Raw genomic sequence first — 13,272 nt, forward strand, 5'->3', positions numbered from 1 at the left:
GCTCCTGCTACTCGCCGCGATTGCCGGCATGGCCACCAAGCCCTCGCAACGTCAGGAGAGCTGGCCGGTCAGCGCCGAGCTGGGACAGTTCGGTGTCGATGAGGTCGGTGAAGAACTGGGCCGGGATGCCGGGGAAGTCGGGCCGCTCCTCTGTGTGCCACTGGTGCAGCCACGGCTCCAGCTCCGCGATGCCCGCCAGCAACGGCAGCAGGCGTTCCGCCGGCCATGCAGCCTGCAGGTTGCGATCCAGGTAGACGGTCGCCAGCGCCTGGGCCTGGGCGAGGTGGTCCCACCCCGCCCAGCCGAGCAGTTCCGTACCGTCACCGTCGCGACCCGCCTTCGGGTACGAGATGAAGCGCTCCTTCGGCACGTCGAGCTTGCCGCGCGCCCGCCAGTAGGACGTCTTGGCGAAGTCCGCCGACGTGTACTTCGGCGGCACCTTGATGTCCACGTCCTCGCCCGCGTCCTCCAGCCGCTGCTGCGCCCACGTCCGCTCCCACTGCGCGCGCTTGCGCAAGCCGGACGGCTTGTAGCGGTAGGCGGGCAGGAAGGGGACGTGCTCGTCGGCGACCAGCTTCGCCAGCGTCTTCGTCAGGTCGTAGTCGTCGCGGCCGGTCCACAACTCCAGCACCGCGCGGAAGTCGTCGTCGTGGCGTACCCCGTCCGCGAGCTGCGCCACCGACTGCGGTATCGGCCGGTCGCCCCACAGCTCGGGTGCCTCCAACCGGTCGAGCAGCCAGTCACGCAGCGCCTTGGCCTGCATGGCGTCCCAGCCTTCGGTGGCCCACCGCCGCTTGCACTCCGGCCGCTCGATCAACGCGATGTTCCGGTCGGACTCGATCGCCTCGATCCGCCGCTGGACCAGCGCCCGGTAGTCGTCCGGCCAGTGCGCCGGCAGCTCAGTGATCGGCGTCGACCCGTGCCGCGCGAACCACTCGGGCTCGGCCCCCTTTCGAGCCAGCACGATTTCGAACGCCCGCTCCCCCAGCTTAAGTCGCGGCGGCTCGGCGCAGGTCAGGTCGTCGTCACGCAGCCCATAGAGCCGGTAGACCTCCCAGTCCAACTCCTCCTGCAACGCGATCATGCGCGCCCGGGTGTCGTCGTAGTCGGCCTGCGCCGCCGCCAACCGCTCCCGGGTCGGCACCCCGGACCCCGCGACCGCCGCCGGGGTCAGGCCGGCAAGCCGCTGCGCAAGCGAGTCGAGCAGTCGCGCCCGCTCCAACGGGTACGCCGCCGGCAGCGGAAACTCCTGAAGCTTCGTCCCGGTGAACTCATAGAAGTTCTCCCAGGCGATAGTCGTCTGCCTAGCACCACGCTGATCGACTGTGCTGCCCTTGTTATGGCTGACCTGCTTAAGCCAAAAGCAGGCGGTGGAGCTGTTCAACAACCCGAGCAGGCGAAGGTGCTCGTCCTCCGTTGCCCCCTGCGGCAGCTTGAGCACCGGTGCCGTCTGTTTGAACACTTTGCCGCCCCGGTCTAGCACAAATTGGTTATGGGTCGACACGAACGCGAGCGCTATAGAGTGCGGGACCTTGAGTTTAGCCACGGTCAGGCGACCATACTCAGTCCACCGAAGCCCTGCCTCGACTTTGGATTTATTACCAAACATTCTACTATTAGATAGGTGCGCTTTTCCTGGCCACAGGAACCTGAGCAGTCCGCCACTAGGATCAACAGGGCGGAGGTCCTCGTCATAGGGGAATGCCGCAAACTCAGACGCTTGAAGGCCCCAGTCTCGAATATCCTCGCCGACAACCATGGGTCGCGTATATTCGCTAGGCACAGCCCCACGAGCGAAGGTCCCGGCTGGCTGGATATAGAGATCGTCGCCGAGAGTAAAGCTGGTGATACCAGCAGAAGCGATTACGTCGGACAGCGGGGCCGTCCTCACTTTGTCAATATGCGCCATCAGGGCCGGTGATTGACCACCAGAGAGGCTCCACGGATGAGTAGCCAATCTTTGGCGGTCAAGGTCTAGAACAGTAACCCAAGCAGATTCTGAGCCTGGGTTGTCGATCTGTCCGGCAATCGCCTTCCAAACCCGGCCAGAGCTAGGTGGATTTGGCACAGAAGGCTCCCCACGGATCCCCAATACAGCCCGAATCCGCCCACTATAGCGCCTACTTGCTAGTCGATTAAGCCCTACCACGATCACGGTTGGCGTTCCATGCCCCGGAATGTAGGCACCCGACGTATCAATTACTTCAGCCAGATCCACCATTTCACTGAAGAACTGCGTGATGAGATTCCTGCCGAACTCTCTCTTCATAAACCCATTGCCGGTAATCTGACCTACATGTCCCGCATTCATTCCAACTTCATCCCCACGCTTCGCTAACTGAAAGAAGCGTTCAGCGAACGGGACTGTCAAGGCGTACTTTCCCGAGCAGGTTTCGTAGATCTTCCTGTATAAGCGATTTCGAGCAGCATCAGCGACAGTGATGTACGGCGGGTTGCCGACCACCACGGTGTACTGCCCCTCGCGCAGGTAGTCGGCGAGCACGTCGGCGTCCTCAGTGGCGTACGCGAAGGCGTTCTGCCCCTCCAACATCGCGATCAGGTCGCCCTGGTGCCGCGACTTGCGTCCCCACTGCAACAGGGAGTCGCCCGTCGCCACCCGGACCGGCCAGGACGGCGTGCGCTCCAGCGACCGCAGGTCGCACTCCTTCATCGCGGCGATCAGCAGCCGGAACCGGGCGATCGCCACCGCGAACGGGTTGATGTCCACCCCGGTGACCTGGCCGAGCGCCCGCTCCACCAGCACTCGGATATCGGTGGCGGGCTCGCGCTCCCGCCATTTGCGCACCAGCCGACCGAACGAGCCCAGCAGGAAGTGCCCCGAGCCGCAGGTCGGATCGATGACCGACGTCTCCGGTAAGCCAAATTCGCGCACCGCCGGCTCGAACGTGCGGTCGAGGATGAACTCCTCGACGAACTCCGGGGTCTGCAACAGCGCGTACGTCTTCTTCGCGTGCGTCGACAGGTCCTGGTAGAGGTCGCCGAGGAAGCGGGTGTTCAGGTCGTCGACGCGTAGCGATACCAGACCCGGCCCGCGCCGGAAGAACTCTGACAGCTTCTCCGCCGCCGCGCCGGAGATGTCGAACCGCCACACCGGGTTGTGCTCGTCGAAGATCTTGCCGGTGGCGCGCAGCCCGCGCAGGTAGGTGAACGCCTCGCGCAGCCAGTGCCGGTCGTTGTGCCGGGGGTTGTCGATCAGGTGCTGCTGGCGGTGCTGCATGGCCCGGCCGACCGGCGCAACCGGCTCCGGGCCGCCGAGCCAGAGCGGCTCGACCAGTTCGTTGTCCTCGCAGAAGCGGACGAACACGCAACCGAGCACCCAGGCCACCGCCGCCTGGTCTAGGACGTCTTCCAGCCAGGTCTCGAACGTCCCCGCCGTACGCCGGGCCTCGGTCGCCTGGGCGTGTTCCTTGCGCAGCGACGACTCCAGTTCGGAGTCCGCGGTGACCCGCCCACGCAGGTCGTCGGTGAGGGCGGTGACCTGGGTTTGCAACGCCTTCAGCGGAATCATCGGGGGGCGGTCCTCTCCAAAATGGGGGTGTCCCACTCGTCCGGCAACCACAGCGACTGGCTGGATGGCGAGGTGAGGGGTAGTTGTTGCCCGTCGAGCAGCACCGGCTCGGTGCGGCGCACCGGCACCAGCAGTAACCGGGCGGCCGGACGGGGACGGGTCGGGTCGGCCAGTTCCTGGACCAGCTGCAACTGCTGGTAGCGGGCTAGCGGCGCGGCCTCCGTGATCAGCACTGGCCGCTCGGTCTCGGCTAGCGCGGTCTGGACCGCCGGCATCACCTCGTGCTGGAAGAGCTCCACAAGGGAGCGAAAGTCAGCGTCCGTCGGCGAGCCGGTATCGGCGGCGACGATCGTCTCCCAGGGAAAGCCGAGCGCACGGAGCCGCTCCAACATGACCGCGGTCACGTCGACCTCGGTGAGGTCGTAGCGGTCCAGCAGGGCCTGGCGGGCGCGGCCCGGTCGCCGGATCGACGTCAGCACCACCAGGAAGCCGCGCCGGTCGATCACCTCGGCGAGCCGCCGCCGGGCCCGGGCGGCGGCGCCCGGCGTCAGGATCGGCCCAACTGTGCTGACCGAGCGGGTGCCGGTCAGCGACGAGGTGCGGTCCGGCGGGACGTAACGGCCGGTACTCGCGTCCCAGAACAGCGGGATCTCCCGCAGAAGTTCGTCCAGCTTCGGCCGTGCCGGTAGTTCCTGGGCGCGGGGGAACCGGGCGCGCACTCTGGCGCGTACCGTCTCGGGGTCGAGCTTCTGACCCACGAGCGCGCCGGCGGCCAGACGGAGCGCACGCTCGGCGGTCATCCGTTCCGCCGGGTAGAGCTGGCCCTGCGCGTTGACGGCGGCCTCGCCGCCGCTACCGGCGGCGGCGAGCTGGAGCAGCCGGGCCTCGTTCAGCGGCGGCATCCCGGCTGGCGGCGTCTCCAGCGCACGCAGCTCCTCCACCGCACGGCTGCGGCTGGGCAACGGGTCCGCGCCGGCCAGGGCCGCCGCCCGGCGGCCCAGACGGGTCACGTATCCGAGCAGGTCGTCGGCCGTGCGCTCGGTGCCGGGGTCGTCCGGCTCCCGGCCGATCAGGACGGTGTCGCCGCCGCGCAGTCGCTGCATCGCCAGCCGCGCGTCGCCGCCCCGGGCCAGCTCGGTCTCCACCGCGGCGCGCACCAGGCCGATGGCCTGCGCGGTGCGCTTCGGCTCGGCCGTGTAGGAGCCGCGGGTGACGTTCAACGCCTCGGCGATCTCCTCGCTGGAGGCCGCCCCACCCCGCGCGTCCAGCAACGCCACGATCTCGTCGCCGATCAGGCCGAGGGCCGGGTTGGGCTGCCAGTCGCGGGTGAGGACCCGCCGCAGCAGGATGGAGATCTGCGGCTGTTGCTTGCCGACGACCCGCGCCACGTCCGCCTGGGACGGCCAGCGCAGGTAGTGACCCTTTTCGTCGGCGGCCTGCCCGAGGAGCACCTGCACGGCCGTGCGGTGCCATGAGGTCCGACCGGTCTCGGGCGGGAGCAACGTGGCACAGAGCGCCTCGACGTGCTGCGCGTCCGGGCTGGCGGGAGACGGCGGCGCGTCGGTGGCGAGCAGGTCGCGCAGTTCCCGGCTGCGGGCCAGGATCTCCTTGCGGGTGGCGTCCGGCACGCCCCGGGCGCGGGTCAGCGCGGACGGCTCGGCGTCCAGCAGTTCCCCGACGGTACCGATGCCGAGGCGTTCCAGGGCCGACCGGGCGCGGGCGGTCAACTCGGCCGCTTCCAGCGACGAGTCCCGGCTCAGTGGCGCCGGCCCACCGGTGTCGTCGGTGGGCGGCATCGGTTCGGGGATCTCCCGGAACACCGCCCGCCACGCGTCGGTCATTTCGTCGAGGGTGTCGAATCGATCCGCCGTGTCCCGGGCCAGTGCCTTGGCGAAGTAGGCGACCAGACGGTCCGCGACCGAGGGGTCGAACGCCGCCGGATCGAGGGTCACCTCGTCGCTGATCGCGGCCGGGTTCGCGCCGTTGCCCCAGCGGGGCAGCGTCCCGGTGGCCATCTCGTAGAGCGTCACGGCGACGGCGAACCGCTCGGCGGCGGCGTCGTAACGCAGCCGGCGCGGCGGGCCGAGGAACGGGTCGAGGTAGGCGGTGGTGCCGGCGGTGAGCTGGTCGGCCGGGACCGCAGCCAGCGAGAAGTCGAAGATGCACAGGTGCGGTTGCTTGTCCTTCGGACGGGGGCGGGATGCCAGGTTCGCCGGTTTGATGTCCCGGTGCCACACGCCCTGCCCGTCCAGGAAGGCGACGATCTCCAGCAGGTCCCGGCCGTACCGCTCCAGCAGGTCCAGCGCCAGTCGACCGCCGCGCAGGTCCTCGGCCAGCGTGCGTTCACCGGCGTTCTCCAGCAGCAGCGCGGTCCGGCCGCCGACCTTGACCGGGCCACGCACCAGCGCGGCAACTCGCGAGTCCCGCAGCTTGTCCACGGCGCGGGCCTCGGCCGCGAAGCGCTCCGCGTACTGCTCGTCCCGGGCGACCTTCAGCACCACCGGCCGCCGGTCCGACCCGGCGTCCTCGGTCACCAGCAGGGCGACCGCCGTGGAGCCGCTGCCCAGCCGACCGAGCACCGTCAGCCCGCCGTCGAGTACGTCACCGCGGTGGGCGCGCAACGGATCCACCACCGGCTCCGGCTCGGGCGCGGTCAGTTCCTCCCAGACCAGTTCCAGGCCGGCGAGAAAGTCAGTGACCCGCCGCATCCGCGACCCCGGGTCGCCTTGGGTGGCGTCGTAGACGATTTCGACAAGCGCCTTGGGCATGCCGTCGGCGACCGCGTCCAGCCGCAGTCCACCGCCGGCCACCGCCGCGACAAGTTCCTCCGCCGACGCCGCCGGCTCCACGCCCGTGAAGATCCGGTACGCCAGCGCCCCGAGCGAGAACATGTCGAGCTGATGGCCTGGCAGGTCGTCCAGGGTTGCTGCCTCAGGTGCCTGGTAGCGCCGGACCGAGTCGTCGAAGAAGAGCTCCAGCGAGGCCGGGTCCGTGGGCGAGCCGAGGGAAGTCATCCGAGTGCCGGGCAGCCGCCCACCGGTCTGCCAGTCGGTGACCACCAGGATGGGACGGGCGCTGTCCGGGTCACAGACGTAGACCGCCCGGGGATTCAGCGAGCGGTGTGACAGCCGACGCGAGTGGGCGTGCCCCACAATCTCGGCGAGATCCTGCACCAGTTGCAGTCGCTGGGCCAGTTGGAGCCGGCCGTCCCGCTCGGCCAGCCACTGGTCGAGTCGCTGCCACTCGGGCCGGTGGTCGAAAACCACCGCCGGACCCCAGGGGTGGTCGACCAGGTCCAGCGCGCGGGCGATGCCCGGATGGTGGATGCCCTGTAACAGCCGGAACTCGCGTTCGGCGGCCCGCCGGATGGCGGGCACGTCCTCTTCCGCCGCGCGGCTGGTCAGGTAGAACCGCACCCGCCGCAGCAGCGAGGTGTCCACGGTGTGGTCGGCGAGGAAGTCCTGCCAGCCGATGCCCTCGGCGAAGGGCCGCTGGTGCAGCATGAGCTGGTTGACCCGCCGCTCGGCCACCGACGGCCGGATCTTGGCGCCGCGCACCAGCTCGACGATCTGCCGGGCACGTACCGCGTCGACGAGATGGCGAGAATCCGCCGGCGACGCCAGCAGCATCTGCTTGAGGCTGGGCAGTTGGCTGTTGTTGTCGTCCAGCCCGTAGACGTGTTGACGCCCGATGTCGTCCAGCTCGCAGCGCATGTTGCGGGCGTGCAGGAAGACTGCCGCGTTCACGAAGGGGATCCGGGCGCCGGGCGGGGCGTACTGGCCGATGACGCTGCGCAGCCGCTTGGCTTTGCGGTTGGTCAGGATCAGTGGACTGTCCACGTGGGATCGGCCATGCCGCCACCGCTGGCCGTCGCCCGAGATCCGGCCCTGCCAGTGCTTGAGTTCGAGCACGTAGAGGCCACTGCGGGTGAGCACCAGGGCGTCGATCTCGTTGATGGAGCCATCGGTGCCGACGAACTCGACGTTGGCCCAGACGTGATACGGCTCGGCGTCCGGCAGATACGAAGCCAACTCCCGAAGGCCGTCCTGTTCATGCAGGTAGGCAGTGGGATTGATCTGTTGCCAGCGCGGCGAGTCCTCACGCATGACGCACCAAGCGAATCTGCGCAGTCATGACGGCCACTCCCCACGTATTCAACTGTGTTGGATCCGGTGCACGGTACCGGCCGTCGAACAGCGACAAAGTCGAATATCCGACACTTTTTCTCATCCCGCGCCGTGAGACCCACTGGTGCCCGTACTCGGGGCGCTCAGGTTCTGCCCGGACGACCGATCCGGTACGGAGGAAGTCTCGTCGGCGGGCGCTCCGATCCGCTGTACCCCTTCGGCCACGAACGCTCGCGGCACCTGCGCGGCAGGCACCAGTGAGGCCAGGAATCGCTGAGTCTCCGGGTCTACCGAGTAGATCAGCGTCCCCCGCATCCCGCGTGTGAGCAGGACCTTGTATGTGTTACGGATGAGCCGATCGGCATCCCTTGCCGCGACTCGCCGCCGCCGGTCGAAGATGGCGCTGTCATGTGACTCCGACGGTTGACTGATCAGCCTGCCGTTCCGGAACACCAGATCCGGGCCGAGAATGACACCCGACCAGTCGTACTCAAAACCTTGTGCTGTGTAGATGCATCCCACCTGTTCGAAGCCGGCCCGGTCGATGGCCCAGAAGGAACTCGACGGAATGCCCCGGGGCGGATGCTTGCCGGCCGCGTTCCACGGCTTCGACCAGGCTCCGATGCGGATATCCTGGACGAGGTCCCGACCCCGCGGCTCTTCGGTCCACGGCCAGCAGAAACCGGCCGAGATGCGCGCCGACGCCTTCCGGTTGTGGGTACGGCGTAGCAACATCTCCATTTGACTCGGTGAGGCGGCAAGGGCAAGCCGGAAGGAGTCGTCCCCGCTCCAACGGTACGGACGACCTTCGGCAAGGCCCAGCAGGTGCCGCACCCATCGTTCGTAACGTGGGCTGCCACCACACCGAAACTGGGCCCCGAGATGAACGAAGTCGACCTCAAGGTCCAGCCGCTCCGCCGCGTCACGAATCATCGCAACGCTGCCCACCTCGTTTGGCCGCACCACCTGATCGTCGTCGAGCAGGAAGACGGGCACCTTTGCCACTTCGATGAGTTCCCGGACCTGCGGCTTTCGTCCTCGGCGGCTGCCACGAGAGGACTGGGCGCGGATCCGATGCGCCTCGTCGCAGATCAACACGTCCAGGCTGTCGGCCGGCTCATCCATGAAGTCCATGAAGTAGTGGAACAGCGCTGCGGTGCGCTGGTCGGGGCTGCGCGGCTGGCTCCTGGCGTACCGCCGCAGACTCTCCCGGAACGCCTTGGACCCGGTTGCGTGGGCAACCGATCGACCTTCCCGTGCCAGGTCGGTGAGTAGCGTCAAGGCGATGGCGCTCTTACCGCTGCCGGGCCCGCCCGCGACCAGCACCACTCGCTTCCGCCGGCCCTGGTCCGCCCAACGCATGCCGCGCATAGCCAGTTCATAGGCCGCGCGCTGTTCATCGAGCAGGACAAGATGCCGTCGGCTGTCCAGGTCCTCCGCACTGAAGGTGAGGAGTCGTCGACTGGGCTGCACTGTGGCCGTCAGCAACGCTCGTGCGGCCGCCTCGTCCCGCCAGGGAGCGAACCGTCCGCTCAGATAGCGGCGCATCTCCTCGGTACGGTCGCTGGTGAACACCATTCGCCGGTCATTTCGGTCTTCATCATCCTCTTTGATCAGTGCCGGAATGTGCCGCTGCTCCGCGTTGTGCAGGTACGCCAGGCCGTGCACCCGGTCGGGCGACTCGGCGAACATAGGCAGGAAGTCGGTCAGGTATGAGCAGTAGTTCTCAACCTGTACCGCAGGATGGACCTGGGGCTCGGCCATGCCCGGCACCTGCACCAATTTCTCAACTTCGTCGTAGGTGGTCGCAGCGCTCCACTGCTTGAGCTCCACGACGAGGTATGCCGGGCGTCGGGTGAGTGGCTCCATGCCAGCGAGGATGACGTCGATACGCTTGCTGCTACGTGGCAATTGGCACTCCACGAGCAGGTCGAGTGCCCCAAGACCAGCGCCGACGAGCTCCACTGCCAATGCTGGAAGACTCTGCTGCCAGGACGATTGCTCACTGTCTGAAATCCGGAAGCCAGCCCGAGCGAGATGAGCCCTCAGCTGCTCGGCGAGCTGCGCCTCCCTCGCCAGGTCCAGGATCTGCGTGGCGCTGGTCTGAAAGGCGAGCAATTGAGTGGCCCCCAGGCACGAAGATCTCGTGCGGTGGGGGCATGTCCCGGGGGAAGCCCGTCGATCCGCTGAACCGCCCGCCACTCTAGCGGCCTCCTTTGGACAGAGGCCACCCATTCATCAAGGTGCCGCATCCACTCGGCCACATGACACGCCTTCTGGTCGCTAGGGTCTGGCGGCGTGGAGACGACGGTGAGTTACTCGAGACTGGTCCGGCCGGCGATCGACCGGGTCTACGTTGGCGCCCGCTGGGCAGCTCGCGCCCGGATGGAGGCGTTCTACGCCGAGCGGGGCTGCACACTCGGTGCGGAGAACAGCTTCTTCTCCGGTGTGCTGGCCCGGCCGATGCCCGCCGAGGCGCTGGCCGACGGCCTGATCTACACGTCCGGCAGCATGGACGAGGAACTGGAGCAGGGCGTCGTCGTCCGGGACGCCGAGGGCGCGTGGCACCTCACCGAACTGGGCCGGGAACTGACGCTGTTCGCCCAGCGGGCCACCGGCGAGGCCGCCGAGGAACTGTGGGCCATGCTGCCCGGGGTACTGCCCGGCCTGGGCATCGTGCCCCGGCTCGCCGACCTGGTCGGCCGGGTGCTGACGCACGCGCAGGCCACCGGCGGGCCGGTGTTCCGGGCGATGTCCCCGCCGTACGAGCCGGCGGGCGCCTCCCCGGCGCTGCTGCTCGTGACCCGGCTGGGCTCGCTGCGGCACCACCGTGCGGACGCGCACCGGGCCGCGTGGCGGGCCGCCGGGCTGACCGCCGACGAGATCCGTACGCTGCCGGACGGCCCAGAACGCGCAGCGATCGAGGCGGACACCGACCGCCGCGACGAGCCGGCGTACGTGGTGCTCACCGAGGCCGAGCGATGGGACCTGCTGGCCGGCCTCGCCGCCCTCCCCAACTAGAAGCCCTGTGGCGTACTCGGCAACGGTGGGCGGGTGCGACCAACGGGCGTGCCGACGCAGGGTCAGGGTCAGCGCCCGGGTGGTTCGCGGCGGTGTGCCGGGCCCGCTCCAGCGAAGGATCCCCGACCAATGGCGAGGCGTAAACCGGTATCGGCAGCGGCTGCATCGGGACCCTGCTGAACCAGTTGCTGGCCGATTCGCACGAAGGGGAGCCGCGAGGAAGCGCGGCGAGCCGGTCGCTCCTTTCCGCAGACAGGGATAGTGGTGAAAGGATGGGCCTCCGTTGGCAGGCTGGTCCCACACGAACGTGTAGGAGAGTCGATGAATCTTGAGCAACTGTGGTCCGAGTTGACGACGGAGCTTCTGGACATCCTTGCTGCCAATCGGTCCCGGATCGCGGAGCTCGATGTACGGGAGAAGGCCGACCAGACTTTGCTCACCGAAGCTGACCTCGCGGTTGAACAGCTGATCATGGCCAAGATCCGCGCCTTGGATCCTGCTGCCCGTGTCCTAGCGGAGGAGTCGGGTAGCGGTAGTTGGCGGCCCGGCATCGATGAGGAGCCTGCGCGGATCTGGATCATCGATCCGATCGATGGTACGGCTGAGTTCGTCCATCCGAGGAGCGCCGAGTTCTGCTCCGTTGTATGCCTGTTAGAACAGCGGACGCCAGTCGCCGCGCTCATCGTCGCTCCCGAACTCGGTACCGGCCGCACGCCGGTCGTCGTGCAAGCATCCCGAGCCGACAGCACGATCCTCGTCAACGGTCGGCCCGCGATGCTTAACAACCATTCCGAGCCCGCACTTGTCGCATCTCTGACACGCAGTTCGGGGTCCGAGGCACCGCCCTACGAGTCGGCCATGGTGAAGGCTGGCTACCGGCTGAAGACCCGCACCACGTCACAGACGCTCGACATGCTCCGCACAGCGCTGGATCTCACAGATCATGTAGACGGGGCCCCACGTTTCGACCTCTTCCATCGCAAGCAACAGAAGGTCTGGGATGGCTTGGCGGGGTTGTGCCTCGGTGAGATCGTCGGTCTAATGTGCACAGACGGTGAGGGAAACAAGCGCTTACCAGTGTCTATCGATACGCTCGCTCAGCCAGAACCGGCTTTCGCCAGCACCGTGATGGGTCGTCCGGAGGCAGTCAAGTGGTTCGTGGAGTTGGCGCGGGACTCCCGCACCGAAACACCGAAGTCCTCGTAGACGTAACGTCGATCATCGGTGCCGATGACTTCATCGCCGCCCAGAACCGCCGCGTGCAACCCGGTGATCCGTTCGCGCGCCAAGCCTTCGTCGAACTGATCCAGTCCTTGATTTTCATGGACCGGGTATGGGTTGCCCACCCAGTGCTCGCTCGACCCACTGCTGCGGATTTCGGCACAAAACCCTTCCTGCTACGGGCGTTGGCGGAGGCAGAGCTACTCCATCCGCTACAACTGGATGCCGATGAGAGCCGAACCGCTCGGACTGCTGAGGAGTCTGCTCTTCAGGATCTGCAGAGCTGGCAGGGGAGCCAGGCGCTCGGGCAGTTCATCGAGCAGGCGCTCGTCTGCGACGACGCCATGCCGGGGCCTCGCAACTCGCTCTCGAAGCGCATCCACGGCTGGTCCACGTTCCAGGCCGCCCATGTCCGGGTGGCCGGCCATCACGCGGATCGGATCGCGACGTCGGACGGCGTTGAGGATGACCCGTTCGGTGAGTGGGCGAGAGCAGCCTCAATCGTCCTGCGGGGTCCACTGCGGTCGATGGCTCCGCCAGGTGAGGAGGTCTACGTCGCAGCCACCCTTGCACGAGGGCTCAAGTACCGGTCGAGAGCGGACGCCACGGGGCTTTCATACCAAGCACACCCCATTCGAAGAGACTTCCTCCTTACCTTCGACCTGTCCCGCGAGGGCGCGGCCGAAGGAGTCGTACTCGACGTCATCAAGGCTATTCGCGGTATCCACCAATCCCTCGCCACTGCCGTAAGTGAGAGCGACACCCATCAGGTGCGGTTGCTTGAGTTGGAACTACCACTACTCGGCGGTCGACTCTGGCAGGCGTCGGAAACCGGCAAAATGGGAGACAACGCGTGGGTCGACTTGGTCGTCAACCGCATCGGTGAGTATCGAAAAAAGGCAGCCGACCTACGGGCAGCTGTCGCCAGGTGCGTCACCGACGAGGACTACCTACGCCTTGCGCGGGACATCGACGAAGCAAAGAAGCAACTACTCGAACGCCTCGGGCTACGCAAGATCGCCTTGTCGACGGTAGAGCAGGAACTCGTGAATGGCGTGGCGTCCGTGGCTGAGTCGGTGCCGGGAATCCCGAAGGTTTCGGGAATGTGGATCGGTGCCCGGGTGATCGGCAAGCAGGTCTCTGCGACCGGCACCCCGGTACAGCGATTCCTGTACAGAGAGTTCTATCGGGCGTGGAAGCGGGCAGGACGCTGAGGTGAATTCCGCGTCGAGGCGATCCGCGCGGCCAGACGATTGGAGCGCGCGGCGATCGAGGCGGACACCGGCCGCCGCGACGAGCCCGCGTACGCGGTGCTCACCGGCACCGAGCGCGGGGAGTTGCTGCCGGCCTCGCCGCCCTGCCAACTAGTGCTCG

Annotated in this window: 6 protein-coding genes; 3 read left to right on the forward strand and 3 right to left on the reverse strand. The window is 67.4% G+C overall.

Annotation, left to right across the window (positions count from 1 at the left end; genetic code table 11):
* Window positions 1–7 precede the first annotated feature (7 nt).
* From pglX to MCBG_RS13675, 3 genes are all read right to left on the reverse strand, one after another.
* Entirely contained in the window at window positions 8–3,529 is a 3,522-nt protein-coding gene (pglX, locus tag MCBG_RS13665) for a BREX-2 system adenine-specific DNA-methyltransferase PglX (RefSeq protein WP_043326011.1), read from the reverse strand.
* Window positions 3,526–7,635, reverse strand: coding sequence for a BREX system serine/threonine kinase PglW (pglW, locus tag MCBG_RS13670; protein WP_043326013.1), 4,110 nt, complete (start codon window positions 7,633–7,635; stop codon window positions 3,526–3,528). Before pglW ends, pglX begins: the two co-directional genes overlap by 4 nt.
* A 120-nt stretch (window positions 7,636–7,755) precedes the next feature.
* Complete coding sequence (locus MCBG_RS13675; protein ID WP_043326015.1) at window positions 7,756–9,774, reverse strand: DUF2075 domain-containing protein; 2,019 nt, start codon at window positions 9,772–9,774, stop codon at window positions 7,756–7,758.
* A gap of 192 nt (window positions 9,775–9,966) precedes the next feature.
* Here MCBG_RS13675 and MCBG_RS13680 point away from each other — a divergent pair, with 192 nt between their 5' ends.
* From MCBG_RS13680 to MCBG_RS13690, 3 genes are all read left to right on the forward strand, one after another.
* Window positions 9,967–10,677: a hypothetical protein gene (locus MCBG_RS13680; protein WP_043330571.1), complete on the forward strand. Its 711-nt coding sequence runs from the start codon at window positions 9,967–9,969 to the stop codon at window positions 10,675–10,677.
* Between the two features lie 321 nt (window positions 10,678–10,998).
* Complete coding sequence (locus MCBG_RS13685; protein WP_043326017.1) at window positions 10,999–11,883, forward strand: inositol monophosphatase family protein; 885 nt, start codon at window positions 10,999–11,001, stop codon at window positions 11,881–11,883.
* The gene (locus MCBG_RS13690; RefSeq protein WP_223201212.1) at window positions 11,829–13,112 is read left to right on the forward strand and encodes a hypothetical protein; all 1,284 of its coding nucleotides are present in this window, start codon (window positions 11,829–11,831) and stop codon (window positions 13,110–13,112) included. Before MCBG_RS13685 ends, MCBG_RS13690 begins: the two co-directional genes overlap by 55 nt.
* Window positions 13,113–13,272 lie beyond the last annotated feature (160 nt).

Source organism: Micromonospora sp. M42, assembly GCF_000568915.1.
GTDB lineage: Bacteria > Actinomycetota > Actinomycetes > Mycobacteriales > Micromonosporaceae > Micromonospora > Micromonospora chalcea.